This is a genomic window from Bacillus sp. RZ2MS9 (assembly GCF_001816185.2).
GTDB lineage: Bacteria > Bacillota > Bacilli > Bacillales > Bacillaceae_G > Bacillus_A > Bacillus_A cereus.
In genome coordinates, this window is sequence record NZ_CP049978.1 from 2030873 (window position 1) to 2047237 (window position 16365).

The following is a 16365-nucleotide window of genomic DNA, read 5'->3' on the forward strand; positions in this document are numbered from 1 at the left end:
GACAGTTGAAAAGGAGCAGTGAACACGGATGGAGCAACTATTAGTATTGACTTATGGAGACAAAATATATAAGTGCACATTACATCCAAATGAGCAATCAATAGTGTCGATTGGAAAAGAGTGGACAAATGATATTACGAATCCAAGTTTAGAACAAGAAGTAGAGTTAAAGTGGAATAATGAAGTAAATGCTTGGATGGTACAGGATCAATTAATAGAATTCAATAAGGAAATTGAGATTGGGAAAACAAGAGATGTGAGCTTGAAAATCTTTATATCTATTGTTGGCACAACTAAAGTGTTTGATATTGGAACGAAACATTCTCTTACAGTGAGTCAAAACGATTACGATGATATTTCTATTACCGGGACTAGTGTAGATTTAATGCTATCTCGCGAAACGTTGTACGATTCTTTTAAAGTGAACGTGTATGGCGGGGATGTATTTCATAATTATACGAAGTTAAAAGATAGCGTTATGTTGGAATCAGGAGACGTATTATATTTTGATGGTATTTTATTGGAGATTGGTAGTGAAGACATTCAAGTACTTTCTTCAGAAGATAAAGTGAAATCTGAGTTACCTATTTTAGTAGAATCAGAAACAAATTATCAAAGTGGTTATCCAGACTATCATCGTTCACCACGTATTATTTACCGTGAACCAGAAGAGAAAATGACAATTGCAAAGCCTTCAAGTATGCCATCAAAACCAACGGAGCATTTAGCAAGAATCATTGCACCTTCACTTGTCATGATTGTCGTAACCGTATTACTTGCTATTTTCATGAAATATGGAATGTTTATTATCGCATCGATTGCGATGACATTAGTAACAATCATTGTTTCTGTCACATCGTATATAAAAAATTTAAAGCAATATAAAGTCGATATTGTTGAACGAGATAAAAGCTATAGAGAGTATATAAAACAAAAAACGAAAGATTTACATGCAGAAAGTGAAAAACAGCGTCACGCATTACATTATCACAATCCAAATGTAGAAGTAATACGTAATATGGCAGTTCAAGTAAATCCTCGAATTTATGAAAAAACAATGTTACATCATGATTTCTTAACATTTAGCGTTGGAACAGGACAAGCTAATACGAGTTTTGAAATTCAATTTAATGAAGAAGAATTTAGTCAAACGAAAGATGAATTAATTGATATAGCACGTGAACTAAGACAGCGTTATCTATCGTTGGAAGATGTACCAGTTGTAACAGATTTAATGAATGGACCAGTCGGTTATATTGGTCAACGCTCTTTAGTGTTAGAGCAATTACAATTATTAGTTGCACAAACGGCTTTATTCCATAGTTATTATGACTTGCAGTTTATTACTATTTTTCCGGAAGAAGAAAAAGAAAAATGGGATTGGATGCGCTGGTTACCTCATGGAAGTGTTCGCGATATAAATGTACGTGGATTTGTATACCATGATCGTAGCCGTGATCAAGTGTTAAATAGTTTGTATCAAATATTGAAAGAACGAAAATTAAAACTAGATGAAAAAAGTTCTACTAATGAAAAAATGTACTTTGCACCGCACTATGTCGTTCTCATTACAGATGAAAAACTAATATTAGACCATGTTGTTATGGAATTCTTTAATGATGATCCGAGTCAATTAGGTGTATCACTCGTATTTGTACAAGATGTTATGCAAAGTTTACCGGAGCATGTGAAAACGGTAATAGATATAAGAGATGCAAAACAAGGGAACATCATCTTAGAGCAAGGAGAGCTTGTTAACCGTCAATTTAAACTAAATCACGTACCGAAAGGGTTCAATTTAGAAGATATTTCACGGGCATTAGCACCATTAAATCATTTGCAAAACTTAAAAAATAGTATTCCAGAAAGCGTAACATTTTTAGAAATGTACGGCGTTGAAAAAGTAAAAGAACTGAATATCACAAGTCGTTGGGAGAAAAATGCAGCGCATAAATCTTTAGCTGTACCACTTGGATTACGTGGTAAAGAAGATATCGTAAACTTAAACTTACACGAAAAAGCACACGGACCACACGGATTAATAGCAGGTACAACAGGTTCAGGTAAATCGGAAATTATACAATCGTATATTTTATCTCTAGCAGTCAATTTTCACCCGTACGAAGTAGCCTTTTTACTAATTGACTATAAAGGCGGCGGAATGGCGAATTTATTCAAAAACTTACCGCATTTATTAGGAACAATTACGAACTTAGATGGAGCACAAAGTATGAGAGCGCTCGCATCAATTAAAGCTGAATTACAAAAAAGACAACGATTATTTGGCGAAAATGATGTAAACCATATTAATCAGTATCAAAAACTGTATAAAGAAGGCTTAGTAAGTGAACCGATGCCACATCTATTTTTAATTAGTGATGAATTCGCGGAACTGAAGTCAGAACAACCAGAATTTATGAAAGAGTTAGTTTCAACAGCGCGTATCGGTCGTTCACTCGGAATTCATTTAATATTAGCTACGCAAAAACCAAGTGGTGTTGTAGATGATCAAATTTGGAGTAACTCGAAATTCAAACTAGCACTAAAAGTTCAAAATACGTCAGATAGTAATGAAATTTTAAAAACACCAGATGCTGCTGAAATTACATTACCAGGACGTGCTTACTTACAAGTTGGGAATAATGAAATTTATGAACTATTCCAATCAGCTTGGAGCGGAGCAGACTATGTAGAAAACAAAGAGGATAAAGAACATTTAGACGCAACAATCTATGCAATAAATGATCTAGGACAATATGAAATATTAAGTGAAGATTTAAGTGGACTTGGTAGCAGTAAAGAAGTAATAAGCGTACCATCTGAACTGGATGCTGTTATTGACTACATTCACGATTACGCAGAAATAAATGAAATTGAAGCATTAGCAAGACCGTGGTTACCACCACTTCCAGAAAGCGTATATTTACAAGACTTACATGCTATTCAGTTCAAAGAAGCATGGACGAAAGAAAAGAAACCATTACAAGCAACAATTGGCCTACTAGATCAGCCTGAATTACAATCACAAACACCATTAACACTAGATATTAGTAAAGACGGACACGTAGCGGTCTTCTCAAGTCCAGGCTACGGAAAATCAACATTCTTACAATCAGTCATTATGGATGTAGCTCGTCAGCATAGTCCGGAGCATTTGCATGTGTATTTAGTGGACCTTGGAACAAATGGTCTTCTACCTTTGAAAGGATTACCTCATGTAGCGGATACGATTACGATTGATGAATCTGAAAAATGTTTAAAGTTTGTTGAAAGATTAACTCAAGAAATGAAAAATCGTAAACGATTATTAAGTGAATATGACGTTGCAAATATTGAAATGTATGAAAAGGCAAGCGGGAAAGAAATACCACATATTATTATTGCAATCGACAATTATGATGCAGTAAAAGAAGCGAAGTTCTATGAAAGCTTTGAAATGCTAATTATGCAAATTGTCCGAGATGGTGCAAGTTTAGGAATTCATACCTTAATTAGTGCAGGGCGACAAAATGCACTTAGAATTCAATTGTACAATAATATTAAAATCCAAACTTGCCTATATATGATTGATCAAAGTGAAGTAGCTAGTATTGTAGGGAGATCTGATATAAAAGTGGAAGAAACAGCAGGAAGAGCGTTAATAAAACTAGAATCTCCTACATTATTCCAGGTTGCACTACCTACGAAAGCAGAAGATGAATTACAGCAAATTCAATTATTACAACAAGAAGCAAATGATATGGATCGAGAATGGGATGGAGAACGTCCGAAGGCAATTCCAATGATGCCAGAAGTGATTGATATTGCTACTTATCGTAAAAATAAAGACGTTACAAAAGCTCTACAAGCAGCAAGAATTCCAATGGGGCTTGATTTTGCAAACGTAGAAGTTGTAGCTCATGATATTGCAGTGAATGATCATTTAATGATTTATAGTGTAGATGATAGTATGAGAAAACAAATTGTATCTAGCATCCTATCTCAATTGAATAAAGATTATTTTGAAAGTGTGACGTTGGTGGATACAGCAGAGTATAGTTTCGTTCAATATAAAGACGATGTGACGCACTACATTGTAGACGAAAATGAAATCAATATGCATGCGAAGTATTGGATGGAAGTAATTCGTGAACGAGCTCTTGAATTAGCACAAGCAAGACAAGAAGGTAGAGAAATTCCTGCATTCACAAAACAACTCATTATCATGACAAATGTTGAAGAGTTTAGTAAATTTGTTTATTTAGAAATGGAGGATGCAGCGACTTTAATTGATTTATCTCGTACAGTAGGTATTTACTTTGTATTAGCAGGTCACCACGACTACATGGACCGAAATCGTGAAGCTCTACCTATGAAAATGAGAAGTAAACTAACAGCAGCAATTATCGCAATGCCATTAAATGATCAAAGTATCTTCAATATAAAATATATAAGCAACGAAGCACCATTAGGTAAAGATGAAGTGTATTACTATCAAAAAGGGAACATAATGAAACTAAAAATGCCTAGAGTAACTAACGAGGTGACAGTATGAAATTAAAAAAGAAAGCTAAGGTGATGATAGTCGTGTCAATAGTGGCAAGTTTATTAAGTGGATGTGGTTTTGGGGAGACAAAGATAGAGTATGAGAGATTAGTAGAGGCATTGGATGAAGGGGACATGAAGACAGTTATGTCTGCGAGTGATGATGGGTATGCGTATGTGAAAGAAGAGGTTAGGGATAGCACTTTTATTGAGGATAATAATAAGCAAATAGGAGTAGTTTATCAAACAACGCAAGGTATTTATAGTATTAAAGATAATATTCTTTTTGGTGAGGCACAAAAGAAAGTCAATACTCCAGTTGAGGATGAAAAACATAGTGACAACCCACAATATAAAGAAGAAGTTGTATTCAAGTCAGATATAAGATACGAAAATGGACAGCTAGAAGCTTCAAATCGAGGGGAAGATATGTCTAATATAAAATTAATGCTCAATAGAGTGCAAGGAATAAAAGAATTGAAACCAAATGTGAATAAAAAAAGCTTCAGCCAACCAGCTACGATAAGCTATAATTTATCAGAAACTCAATTTAAAGAGCTATTTAATGGGAATTTAGGATTAGAGTATGAGAAGTTTAGTTATGCAACACTACTAATTGAATTTAATTCTGCTAAGGATACAAAGGAAAATCCGATGGAAATAACAGAGATAACAATTTCGATAGGCTATAAACAAAGAAATGAAGAAAATAATATGATTAGGCATGATCAAGAAATAACAACATATTTACATAATAAAGAAGAAAATAATCGGAAATCAAAAAAAGATTACTTACAATATGAAAAGAAATTTAAAGAAAGCCATTAATATATAAGGGGGAGAATATGGTGAATGAGGAAGATTATAAATTAAGTAGTGATGTAGGAAAATTAAGATTATCGGCAAAAGATATTTATGATTATAATGCACAAGAAAAAAAATATAATAATTCTGATCCAATAATAAATAAACAGAAGTTACAAGACAACTTTAATGCTAATATTATAGCTTCTGATGATATTCATTCAGTAACTGGATTTGGGGCGTATGCTTTAGAGGATAGAAACACGCATGAAATTTTCATTGTATACGTTGGAACCCAACCGAGCCAAATAGGTGATTTAGCAACCGATGGAGCAATTGGGCTACATAATTTAACTAATTCACCTATATTGGGGTCATTAGCGGAATTTCAGTATAGTCAAGCAGAAAAATTTTATGAAAAAGTCAAGGCGAAGAATAAAGGAAAGAAGATAACTTTACTAGGGCACTCCTTAGGTGGCGGAGCAGCGAATACAGTTGCATTAAGACATCAAGAAGATAATATAAACGTATTAGCTTTAAATCCTGCGCCTGTTTTAAATAAAGATGTGGTTAAGTACGGATACGGAACCAATATGAAAAATTGCCGCAGTCTTATAAATGAATATGATCCTTTGTATGGCGCCATTAAGGCCGCAGATTTTGTAATACCTGGACAGGTTTATAAAATGGAAAATGGGGAAGGGCATTCTTTTTTATATGATCCAAAGTTTTATTCTAGGAATGGGAATGTAGCAATAGATAAATTGAAAAAGGTTAGCGAAACAGGATTTGATTGGAAATTTGGTTTTTTAGAAATATCAGAATCTGCTGGGGACCTATATAAAGGAATCACTGGAAAAAAAACATTAAGTACAACAGAAGAAGTTGTAGTGGATTTAGTGGTAAATGGAACCCCAGTCAGTGCAATTCTAGTTGCAATAACAGTAGTGGGAGATACTAGTGCTCTAGCAACAAAAATAGCAAGTATAGGTGTAGAAACAGGAAAAAAAGCTTTGAAATTTAGTAAGGAAGTTATACAAGAAGTTAGAAATCAGGTGAATGCGGCTGTGGATTGGATAGAGAATAAATTAGCAAAATGTAAGGAAAAGGTACTTGAAGTGTTAGAATCAGTATTTAACGCAGCTGTAGATTTTTTAGTAGGATGCATCATTCTTTATTTATCCCGTGATGAAATTATAGCAATTGCAAAAGAAGTAGCATCTTCTCTTGTTCAAGATATTTTAGATGTATTTAAAGGTGACTTTGAAATTGATACAAATATTGCTTCAATTGCTGGAGATTATGTAAGAAGCCATCGCCAATCATTATTAAACTATTTTATGAATGATGGTAGTAGAGGATTAAATCGTTCATTATTAGTAGAGATTTCCAGAGATGTGAACGAACTTTCAAATGATTTAAAAGAGTTAAGTCAAGATGTAACAGATGCGGTAATTTCTATGATAGCAAAAGATGAAGAGTTAGCTTCGGTTTCCTATTATTGATAAATGTTAAGGAAGGGGGTATGAGGATGGATTTACATATGATAATGTCGAGGGTTCATAGTACATTTCCGGACAGTGGTGGGCGAGATCAAATTATTAACGTTGTTATGCAACTTGAAAAAGCAGCTGTATCTTTGACAGGAGATATTAGAAGATTAGAAAGTAGTATTGATAATAGTTTGCAAGGTAAAACACGTGATGCTTTTATTGATCGTATCCGCCAATTAGAAAAAAGGCGACAAAAAATAGAAGAGAAAATTATCGTATTAAAAGGATCGGTGAATTAATATGAAAGATTATATGGAGAAAGTTTTGCCTTTAGGAAGTGTAGTGAGGTTGAGTACTGAGGAAGAAAAAGATGTAGAGTATGTAATTACTACAAGAGGAATACTTCTCGATGAAGACACTTTCTATGATTATGGTGGGGTATTACACCCAGTAGGTTTGACGGCAGAGACATATAAATTATTCAATGACTTTGATATTTTAGAAGTGAAATTTGAAGGGTATAAAAATTCTATTGAAGGAAAATTTGCTCATAATTTTAAAATATGGCGAAATGAATTTGTAAAAACGATAAAGAACAAGGCTGAAAATAATAAGTAACAATTATTAATAAAACAAGGGCTATAATATATTTAGAAATAAATAGACTTTCCTCTTCCAACATGGAAAGAGGAAAGTCTATTTTTGATTGAATAAGAATCTAAATATCTAGTATTACGTGGGAACAACATGAAAAGGAACGCCACGAATTTATAGCAAATAGAAAAAGAATAAGAGAGAAAGAGCAAAGGCGAAACAAAAGCTGAAATGAAAGTTATAAATGATACTTGTAAACTTATATTGAAGATAGAATGAATACATTATTCATAAATTAACTAGTAAAGGGAGGAATGTAAGATCTTGAATAAAGATTCTAAAGCCGTAAAAAAAGAAAAAGGTTTTTTTTGAAGGTGTAATAGCACCTATTATTGCTGGGATTATGTTTATTTTTTTAATTCTATATAAAATAGCAGAGTTTCTGGGGAAGTGGCTCATTATTTTGTCAATACCGAGCTATATTGTTACTATGTTTATTTTTTTATACCAGAAAGAATATGGAGGTGTATTGGTTTGTGGAATAGGCTTAATACTAATGCTATCGCTGTATTTTGTGTTTGTTAAAAAAAGTAAAAAAGGCTAGTTTAATATGAAATATCAAAACATTTATTTATTTCTAGTTTGTTTACAAATATAGAGTTAATACATGATTTTAGAAAAGATGGTGTAATTATATGTGGAATATAAAAGAAAAAGATTTAGATGAATTTAAAATAACATGTAGAAATCGCTTAAGCCCAGAAGACTCTGTGGGGTTTATGTTTGGAGGAATAGTTTATAGTTCATTATTCATGCTTTTTATTTTGGTAGCATTAATTAAGATTGGCTGGGGTTACTATCCGACTCTCTTTGACAAAATAATTGTTAGTATTGAATTAGTGTTATATGGTTTGCAAGTAATCTTTTTCATTCTATATCTAATTCCAAAAGCTCGTTTCAAATATCAAAAGTTGCAAGCATTTGTGATATTATTATTTGCATTTCAGCTAGGAACTATAGGATTCACATTATTTATACTTCCAGCAATTTCGAATTATTCAATTGATCAAATTACATTATTGTATGTGGGTTTATTGTTTCTAGGAGCAGTTTTTGTTCATCTGGTGACAACGATTGATACCTTTAAACAAGCAGAGAGTGGAGCATTTAGTATGGATGAAAGAGCAACTTCATTTTTTAGTAAAACAAAAGGCAATGCAATGATTGGTGTTACGATATATGTACTAGTCCTTCTTATTTTAATTTATTTTCATAATAATTATGAAACAGGGGTTTTAGTGGGGTATATGGCAGGAACTCTTGTAATGTACGCAGTAGCCATAGGTGCAGCAGAGTTCCAATTATTAGCCTATTGTAGATTTAAATTTCCATCATTTTATATTTCGTGGGAGGAACATGAAAGGGAACGTCAGGAATTCTTAAAACGTTATAAAGAGAGGGAGGAAAAGAAAGTGAAAGAAATAAAATAAGTTTTGGTTTCTGAAAATTCGAATAGAATATATAAGCAATTAAGGATTATATATAAATCAATGCTATTAAAAATTAAAGCATCTTCAATATAATCTGTACGAGTAAGTAAATATCAGTAAGTAAAGGTGAGATGTATTACTTTCCAAAAAGGAACATAATGAACTTAAAAATGCCTAGAGAAATCAACGGGGTGTCAGTATGAAGTTAAAGAAGAAAGCTAGGATGATGATAGTTCTGTTAATAGTATCAAGTTTATTAAGTGGATGTGGTTTTGGGGAGACGAAGATAGAGTATGAGCCATTTGTCAAAGCTTTGGATGAAGGTGACATGAAAAAGGTTATGTCTGCGAGTGATGATGGATATGCGTATGTGAAACAAAGAGGTATATATAGTACATATGAGCAAAAGGAAGATGGAGAGCATAGTAAAACAATCTATCAAACTTCGAAAGGCATATATAATACGAAAGATAAAAGTTTATATGGAAATACAACACAAGAAATTACCTCGGAAGTATATAATAAAAATTATAAAGAAGAAGTTAATTATAGTACAAATATTATGTATAAAAATGAAAAGGTGCAAAGTCCGGATTCAAATCTAGATGTTTCATATGTGAACTTAATTGTAGATCGTTTAAAAGGGATAGGGAAACTAAAGATGAAGCCCGGGGATGATATAAAAAAGTTTGATCAGCCTAGTACTGTTGGATACAAACTAACTGAATTAGAGTTTCAGAGTATCATTAATGATAAGTTGAAAATACAATATGATGAATATGATGGTGGATCAATCGCATTGCATATTGATTCTAAAAATGGTTCAAAGCAGATATTGGAAGTAAGTATTGTAATAAATTATAAGAAAAGAAATGATGAAGGCAAGTTAGTAAAATACATATCACAAATACATACATCTTTTGATAGTCACCAAGGTAATAACCAAGATGCGAAACAGGAATATATTGATTTTAAAGCAAAGTATAATAAGACGCAGTAATATTTAGAAGGGCATTTGTACGTAAAGATAATAGCGACATAAGTGTGATAAATGTTTCATAAATATAGTGGAAAGAATTTGAGGATAAACGCCCCAATTGCTGGAGTAGATGCAACAACTGGGGCGTTTATCTGTCTAAATTTAGCTTGAATACATGACATGTTTTAGTTAGGGGCATGGCTTTACAAGTAGTTTCTTCATAATAACGGTGTGGGGTTTTTGTGTAATCAGCTTTTATTGCTAAGTTACAACTATTTTCGTTTATAGAGTATCTCTTATTATCGATACATCGTCCACATTCCAATGTCTTTAAATCCTAGTCGTTTATAAATTCGTCCAGCAGCTGGATTGTTATAAAATAAACAAAGTGTTCGGCCTTCTTTCGTAAAGTCTTGGATCATTTTTTGTAATATGAGTGAAGCGTAACCATTTCCGCGATAATTCGGGTGTGTACATACACCAACTACCATAGCGGATAATGAATTTTCAGCGGAAGTAGAGGCGGATGCGATGATCACGCCATCTTTTTCAATATAGTATGTGCGTCCTGTATTTGTTTCGATAGCCTGCCTTAATATTTTCTCTGATTCATTGGTAGTCGGAAATTCAGCGATGTCACTTCGTAATTTCATAATTCGTTCTATATCATCGAGTGAGGCAAGTTTAATTGTTTCATGAATAGGCGTGTCAGGTAAGTTGTTGTCATTTAGACATTCGCAAAAATACATTTCATTTTTAGTACCTAGTTGTATATTTGAAGCAGTTTCAAATCGTTCTACGATAGTTGACTTACCAGAGAGTTTAAGCGGCTTATATGCGGAAAGAAGTGCCTCATAATCAGTGGTAACAAAGTCTTCTTTACTATATGGTATAAATGAATCGTGGAATCGGAGTAAAATTGATTTTAATGTTCCATTCTCTTTAAATACTCCCCATAGTTCTTGAAAATCTGTGTCATAACCGAAAGCTTCAATATCTCCAATAATAAACAAGTTAAGGGCTGCTTCTTCTTTTAGGTAAGCGAATACTTGTTCATGATCTTTCTTTGTTAATTTTCGCATCATAACGAATCGACCTCTTTTTTATTTTTCTAAATATTACAACTTAAGTTTTTTGAAATCAATATTAAATTTTATGTTTAGTTCACAAACTTTCGGAAAAACTAGGAAAGATATGACAAAGGAGGTTATGAACGGTGGATCATCCAATTCAAGGGTTAATGAAAGCAGCAATGGAAAATTTAAAAGAAATGGTTGATGTAAATACGATTGTTGGAGAGCCTGTTCAAACGGCTGACGGTGGTGTGGTGTTAACGGTTTCTAAAGTAGCGTTCGGTTTTGGAGCAGGAGGTTCTGATTTCCAAACGAATGATGGACAAAGAGCGAACGGTAACGCTGCATTTGGTGGCGGTAGCGCGGGTGGTGTTTCTATTACACCAGTAGCATTTCTTGTGGTGAATAAAGATGGAGTAAATATTCTTCATCTACAAAATGCGACACATTTAGCAGAAAAAATGATTGAATTAGCTCCACAAACAATTGATAAAATTCAATCGATGTTCCAAAAAGAAGAAAAGAAAGAGGGAAATCATCATCCTCAAAACCCTGATGAAATCCTTTAAAAACGCCTGCTTATGAGCAGGCGTTTTTTCTTGTAATCACTATGTAATAAAACACATGAAATTGTAAATAGTTTTTGAAGTTTTTTCTATGTTTCTAAAATTTTTCATGTTAAAATATGCTATAGAATTGAAACATATAAAACGAAGGTGGCTAGGTGCTTTGTCTGGAGGATCTGACCAAGTAAAGAATATGATATATATTAATGGTAATCGTCGAGGTCATTGTTTTATTACATCAGGAATTACGTTTAAAGAGTTTGCGAGTAACATCCCTTCACCGCTTCATCAAGTGTTGCTTTTGAAGCACAACTTTGAATGGACGGATTTTCATTATCATACTTTATTTGAATATGTTGAGGAAGAAAATATACATAAGTTAATTCAAGCAGAGATTGATGAATTTGATGAATTTTGTTGGGTAGATTTTGATGATGCAAGCGATTTAGATGAATTAGAGCCGAAAGAAATTGCAGAATTATTATATTTGGCTCACAAAAAAGAACCACTTGCAAGAACATTCTTTCCGCTGTTGAAAAATCGATTTGTTTATTTTTCACATGATGACGGATGGTACAACAAAGTGTATTATCGTAGAATTGCTGATTTTGTAGGAATGTTAAGTAAAGTCATTCCGTATAAACTCGGTGCTTTCGGTAAGAAACGTTTTTCTTTCTTCCAAAAATCAAAAATTTTCCCAGCAATTTCAAAAGAATTGATCATGGGACTGATTCCACTAATGGAAGATGGTCTTTACATAGATCTAGCAGGGAAGATTGAGTCAAGAAGAGGTCTTGAAATTCCGGTATATGTAGTTGGTTCGTATGAAAGTACGGATGAGGTGTTAGATAATATCGATGAATTGAAAGAGGAAGCAACAGAAACAGGTTGGCTCATTTTTGATAAGAAAGAACAAGAGTGGCAATGGGTTGTTGACTAAGAAAACTTGGCGTATGAAGTCAAGTTTTCTTGTCATTTGAAAGGAGTACAAATGAAGAAATATTATACAATTGTGGGTATTATAAGTATTATTCTCGTGGCAATATTACTTATAACTTGTCCGAAAGAATCAGATTTTAAAGTGTATGTACAGGATAAGTATGCGTTGAATTGTAATGAGAGTAGTTTTGAATGCACGCAAAATGTAGATGGTAAAAAAGAAAAACTACAATTTGAAAGTACAGATGCACGAAATGGTGTATTCTTTATGACTGTAAAGCAAACATTTAAAACAGAAGCTGGTGTTTCAAAAGAATATAGCGGAGTAGGAATGTTTGGTACATTTCTTTTTGTTTCAGAGAAGACTTTCTAGTAATAGAAGGTCTTTTTTTTATGCTTATGTTCATATAGATGAAGTAAGACAAGCATAGGAGGGGTATTGATGAAGAACACATGTATCGTTTGCGGTGGTGAGGAGTTTTTTTCCTCAACGTTATATGCACGTACGAAACAAGATTGGGCATATGCACCAAACATGTATCGATTTGAAAAAGTATTTATTGAGCATCGAGATGAAGAAAATTATCCAGTGTTTCAAGAAATTACAGCGAAACATTGTTGTGGATGCGGCCATATTATGTTGTATCATGAATGAACACACCAAGTATGACTTGGTGTGTTTTTTTAAAACGCTGACAAAGCAAGCGGATAAAGTAAAGTAAATAAAACAGAAAAACTACCAAAACCAATGGCTGTATATCCAAGTGTTCTTGCTCCGAAATTGACAGCTAATAGGCCAACTAAAATTGCTAGGGAGCCGAGCGTAACTGGATAAAAAGCAATGGAGAATAACGAAAGAAATAAAGCGACATAGCCTACCATTGCACCGGTATTTGTACCTTCTATCTCATTTGCAATTTCTTTACGCTTATGTCTAATTGGAATGCCAGCTGGTGATATTTCAGCTGCATACTCTTCGTTTTTTTCACCACTTTTAAAATGATGATTTCTTTTTCTTCGCATGTACATCCCTCTCTTTCAATTGGGTGTACCTATAGTATCTTTCATAAAGAGAAGAACATGAGTATGAGTTAAACCCAAGTAAAGCAAAAAATGGAGAATACGTATTCCATCGTTAACATATCCATCTCCTATTGAAGATAAAGTGAGGGATTTTTTCCATCACGACTGATTATCAGCCAGCAACAATTGGATTTTTATGAGCAGTTCTCTCCCATTAACTGGTCCGCATCCATTGAATTTTGAGGAAGGTGTCTTACTGCAAGCGGGATAAAACAGGAATTTTGGAAAATGATGTAGAATGAAATGAGTGATAAAGCGTGAAGGTAGGGGAATGCATGACGAAATTTAATTGGCATGAATCAGCAGAAAAGAAATGGGATAGTAGCGCAGAGTTTTGGAATCAAAATAGTCAAGAGATGTGGGACAGTGGTAGCAGAAGTACAATTATTCCGTTTTTTGAACAATACGTAAAGAAAGAAGCACAAGTGCTCGATGTTGGTTGTGGTGATGGGTACGGTACATATAAATTAAGTAGCGCAGGCTATAAAGCAGTGGGAGTAGATTTATCGGAAGTGATGATTCAAAAAGGTAAGGAGCGCGGAGAAGGACCGAATTTATCTTTTATAAAAGGCGATCTTTCTGCATTACCATTTGAAAATGAGCAATTTGAATCAATTATGGCAATTAATTCTTTAGAATGGACGGAAGAGCCATTACGAGCGTTAAATGAAATAAAGCGTGTGTTAAAGAAAGATGGATATGCATGTATTGCAATTTTAGGACCGACAGCAAAGCCACGAGAGAACAGTTATCCTCGCTTGTATGGAAAAGACGTTGTTTGTAATACGATGATGCCTTGGGAATTTGAACAGTTAGCGAAAGAACAAGGTTTTAAAGTTATAGATGGCATCGGCGTATATAAGCGCGGAGTAAATGAGAAGATGTTAGGTCAACTACCTACAGAGTTACAACAATCGTTAACATTCTTATGGGTATTTATGTTAAAAAATGTATAAAGAAATGAAAGAATTTTTAGGAGGTAAATAAGTGCAGAAAATACAAAAAACTGATACAATATCATCAGAACCAATTAAAGGGGGACTAGGGTATATGACAACTACTACAACAGTGAAATCCGATATTGAAATCGCACAAGAAGCGAGTATGAAGAAGATTCAAGAAATTGCAGCTGATTTAAATATTTTAGAAGATGAATTAGAGCCATACGGACATTATAAAGGTAAGTTATCTCTTGATATTTTTAAGCGCTTACAAGATGAGGAAGACGGTAAAGTTGTTTTAGTAACAGCAATTAACCCAACTCCAGCTGGAGAAGGTAAATCAACAGTAACAGTTGGTTTAGGTCAAGCTTTTAACAAAATTGGTAAGAAAACAGTAATTGCACTTCGCGAACCATCTCTTGGACCAACGATGGGGTTAAAAGGCGGAGCAGCAGGTGGCGGTTTTTCACAAGTCGTACCAATGGAAGACATTAACCTTCACTTTACTGGAGATATCCATGCGATCACAACTGCCAATAACGCATTAGCAGCGTTTATTGATAATCATATCCAACAAGGAAACACACTTGGAATTGATACGCGTAAAATCGTTTGGAAACGCTGTGTTGACTTAAATGATCGTGCCCTTCGTAACGTAGTAATTGGTCTTGGTGGACCTGTACAAGGTGTACCACGTGAAGACGGTTTTGACATTACAGTAGCATCTGAAATTATGGCCGTGTTCTGCCTTGCAACAGATATTCAAGACTTAAAAGCACGTTTATCTCGCATCGTAGTTGCCTATAACTTTGCAAATCAACCTGTAACGGTTAAAGATTTAGGTGTAGAAGGTGCGTTAACACTATTATTAAAAGACGCATTAAAGCCGAACTTAGTACAAACGTTAGAAAATACACCAGCTATCATTCATGGCGGACCATTTGCGAATATCGCTCACGGTTGTAACAGTGTTATCGCTACAACAATGGCAGCAAAATTAGGTGATTATGTTATTACAGAAGCTGGATTCGGTGCTGATTTAGGCGCTGAGAAGTTTTTAGATATTAAAGCTCGTGCAGCTGGCATTAAACCAGAAGCAGTTGTTATTGTTGCGACGATTCGTGCGCTTAAAATGCATGGCGGCGTTGCAAAAGATCAATTAAAAGAAGAAAATGTAGATGCATTAGCAAAAGGTATGGAAAACTTACAGAAGCATGTTGAAACAATTCAAAGCTTTGGAGTGCCTTTCGTAATTGCAATTAATAAATTCATTACAGATACAGATGCAGAAGTTACATACTTACAAGAGTGGTGTAATGAGCGTGGCTATGCAGTATCCTTAACAGAAGTTTGGGAGAAAGGTGGCCAAGGCGGAGTTGACCTTGCTGAAAAAGTACTAAAAGAAATCGAAAAAGGTGAAAACAACTACGCACCACTTTATGAATTAGAATTACCATTAGAAGAAAAAATTCGTACAATTGCTCAAAAAGTATATGGCGCAAAAGATATTGAATTTGCTCCGAAAGCACGTAAGCAATTAGCTCAATATGAAGGAGAAGGTTGGAGTAATCTACCAGTTTGTATGGCGAAAACACAATACTCTCTTTCTGACGATGCAACAAAATTAGGTCGTCCATCTGACTTTATCGTTACAATTCGTGAGTTAAAACCATCTATCGGTGCAGGCTTTATCGTTGCGTTAACAGGTACAATGTTAACAATGCCAGGTCTTCCAAAACAGCCAGCAGCACTTCAAATGGATGTAAATGAAGATGGAAAAGCAGTAGGTTTATTCTAAAAGGTTGTAATTCATCTCGTTTATCTGTAAACTATATATACATCAAGTGGCGCCTTTCCATCGAAAGGCGCCTGTTTTTTG

At 34.0% G+C, this 16365-nt stretch carries 14 protein-coding genes and 3 pseudogenes; 15 read left to right on the forward strand and 2 right to left on the reverse strand.

What is annotated here, in order from left to right; translation table 11 throughout:
• Nucleotides 1–28: 28 nt before the first annotated feature.
• From BHV55_RS27875 to BHV55_RS10545, 9 genes and pseudogenes are all read left to right on the forward strand, one after another.
• Nucleotides 29–310, forward strand: a pseudogene (locus BHV55_RS27875) (FtsK/SpoIIIE N-terminal domain-containing protein); the annotation flags it as partial.
• A pseudogene (essC, locus tag BHV55_RS10510) lies at nt 305–4534 on the forward strand (type VII secretion protein EssC); the annotation flags it as partial. The pseudogenes BHV55_RS27875 and essC, both read left to right, overlap by 6 nt.
• Entirely contained in the window at nt 4531–5352 is an 822-nt protein-coding gene (locus BHV55_RS10515; RefSeq protein WP_025710417.1) for a DUF3952 domain-containing protein, read from the forward strand. The pseudogene essC and the gene BHV55_RS10515, both read left to right, overlap by 4 nt.
• A 17-nt stretch (nt 5353–5369) precedes the next feature.
• Complete coding sequence (locus BHV55_RS10520; RefSeq protein ID WP_025710416.1) at nt 5370–6833, forward strand: lipase family protein; 1464 nt, start codon at nt 5370–5372, stop codon at nt 6831–6833.
• Nucleotides 6834–6859: 26 nt separating this feature from the next.
• Entirely contained in the window at nt 6860–7120 is a 261-nt protein-coding gene (locus BHV55_RS10525; protein ID WP_000363091.1) for a hypothetical protein, read from the forward strand.
• A gap of 1 nt (nt 7121) precedes the next feature.
• On the forward strand, nt 7122–7439 hold the full coding sequence (locus BHV55_RS10530; RefSeq protein WP_000656387.1) for a DUF4176 domain-containing protein: 318 nt from the start codon (nt 7122–7124) through the stop codon (nt 7437–7439).
• A 300-nt stretch (nt 7440–7739) separates the two neighbouring features.
• A pseudogene (locus BHV55_RS10535) lies at nt 7740–8019 on the forward strand (hypothetical protein).
• A 91-nt stretch (nt 8020–8110) separates the two neighbouring features.
• Nucleotides 8111–8905 carry a hypothetical protein gene (locus BHV55_RS10540; protein ID WP_070757476.1) on the forward strand — a complete coding sequence of 265 codons (795 nt, stop codon included), beginning with the start codon at nt 8111–8113 and terminating at the stop codon, nt 8903–8905.
• Between the two features lie 199 nt (nt 8906–9104).
• Complete coding sequence (locus tag BHV55_RS10545) at nt 9105–9905, forward strand: DUF3952 domain-containing protein (RefSeq protein WP_030025444.1); 801 nt, start codon at nt 9105–9107, stop codon at nt 9903–9905.
• A 278-nt stretch (nt 9906–10183) separates the two neighbouring features.
• Here the strand turns inward: BHV55_RS10545 and BHV55_RS10550 are convergent, their stop codons facing one another.
• Nucleotides 10184–10969, reverse strand: a complete 786-nt coding sequence (locus BHV55_RS10550; RefSeq protein WP_048567943.1) for a GNAT family N-acetyltransferase — start codon at nt 10967–10969, stop codon at nt 10184–10186.
• 131 nt (nt 10970–11100) lie between these two features.
• Here BHV55_RS10550 and ytfJ point away from each other — a divergent pair, with 131 nt between their 5' ends.
• The 4 genes from ytfJ (at nt 11101) to BHV55_RS10570 (ending at nt 13117) form a co-directional block, all read left to right on the forward strand.
• Complete coding sequence (gene ytfJ, locus BHV55_RS10555; protein ID WP_000349986.1) at nt 11101–11526, forward strand: GerW family sporulation protein; 426 nt, start codon at nt 11101–11103, stop codon at nt 11524–11526.
• Between the two features lie 160 nt (nt 11527–11686).
• Nucleotides 11687–12463 (forward strand): oxalate:formate antiporter, encoded by a 777-nt coding sequence (locus BHV55_RS10560; RefSeq protein WP_000014087.1) that lies wholly within the window; start codon nt 11687–11689, stop codon nt 12461–12463.
• A 51-nt stretch (nt 12464–12514) separates the two neighbouring features.
• Nucleotides 12515–12835 (forward strand): hypothetical protein, encoded by a 321-nt coding sequence (locus BHV55_RS10565; protein WP_000761174.1) that lies wholly within the window; start codon nt 12515–12517, stop codon nt 12833–12835.
• Nucleotides 12836–12904: 69 nt separating this feature from the next.
• Nucleotides 12905–13117, forward strand: coding sequence for a hypothetical protein (locus tag BHV55_RS10570; protein ID WP_000798747.1), 213 nt, complete (start codon nt 12905–12907; stop codon nt 13115–13117).
• Nucleotides 13118–13146: 29 nt separating this feature from the next.
• On the opposite strand, the gene BHV55_RS10575 is transcribed toward BHV55_RS10570, so the two are convergent.
• Entirely contained in the window at nt 13147–13485 is a 339-nt protein-coding gene (locus BHV55_RS10575) for a hypothetical protein (RefSeq protein ID WP_001253201.1), read from the reverse strand.
• A 335-nt stretch (nt 13486–13820) separates the two neighbouring features.
• Here BHV55_RS10575 and BHV55_RS10580 point away from each other — a divergent pair, with 335 nt between their 5' ends.
• Both BHV55_RS10580 and BHV55_RS10585 read left to right on the forward strand, forming a co-directional pair.
• On the forward strand, nt 13821–14501 hold the full coding sequence (locus tag BHV55_RS10580; RefSeq protein WP_000160049.1) for a class I SAM-dependent methyltransferase: 681 nt from the start codon (nt 13821–13823) through the stop codon (nt 14499–14501).
• Between the two features lie 94 nt (nt 14502–14595).
• Nucleotides 14596–16284, forward strand: a complete 1689-nt coding sequence (locus BHV55_RS10585) for a formate--tetrahydrofolate ligase (RefSeq protein ID WP_013141915.1) — start codon at nt 14596–14598, stop codon at nt 16282–16284.
• The last annotated feature ends 81 nt before the right edge of the window (nt 16285–16365 follow it).

Bases quoted from the DNA above. Each gene is read 5' to 3' on its own strand.
- BHV55_RS10580 (WP_000160049.1), top strand. From the start codon at position 13,821: ATGACGAAATTTAATTGGCATGAATCAGCAGAAAAGAAATGGGATAGT.
- BHV55_RS10515 (WP_025710417.1), top strand. From the start codon at position 4,531: ATGAAATTAAAAAAGAAAGCTAAGGTGATGATAGTCGTGTCAATAGTG.
- BHV55_RS10525 (WP_000363091.1), top strand. From the start codon at position 6,860: ATGGATTTACATATGATAATGTCGAGGGTTCATAGTACATTTCCGGAC.
- BHV55_RS10565 (WP_000761174.1), top strand. From the start codon at position 12,515: ATGAAGAAATATTATACAATTGTGGGTATTATAAGTATTATTCTCGTG.
- BHV55_RS10545 (WP_030025444.1), top strand. From the start codon at position 9,105: ATGAAGTTAAAGAAGAAAGCTAGGATGATGATAGTTCTGTTAATAGTA.
- BHV55_RS10570 (WP_000798747.1), top strand. From the start codon at position 12,905: ATGAAGAACACATGTATCGTTTGCGGTGGTGAGGAGTTTTTTTCCTCA.
- BHV55_RS10550 (WP_048567943.1), bottom strand. From the start codon at position 10,969: ATGATGCGAAAATTAACAAAGAAAGATCATGAACAAGTATTCGCTTAC.
- BHV55_RS10520 (WP_025710416.1), top strand. From the start codon at position 5,370: ATGGTGAATGAGGAAGATTATAAATTAAGTAGTGATGTAGGAAAATTA.
- BHV55_RS10540 (WP_070757476.1), top strand. From the start codon at position 8,111: ATGTGGAATATAAAAGAAAAAGATTTAGATGAATTTAAAATAACATGT.
- BHV55_RS10585 (WP_013141915.1), top strand. From the start codon at position 14,596: ATGACAACTACTACAACAGTGAAATCCGATATTGAAATCGCACAAGAA.
- BHV55_RS10530 (WP_000656387.1), top strand. From the start codon at position 7,122: ATGAAAGATTATATGGAGAAAGTTTTGCCTTTAGGAAGTGTAGTGAGG.
- BHV55_RS10575 (WP_001253201.1), bottom strand. From the start codon at position 13,485: ATGCGAAGAAAAAGAAATCATCATTTTAAAAGTGGTGAAAAAAACGAA.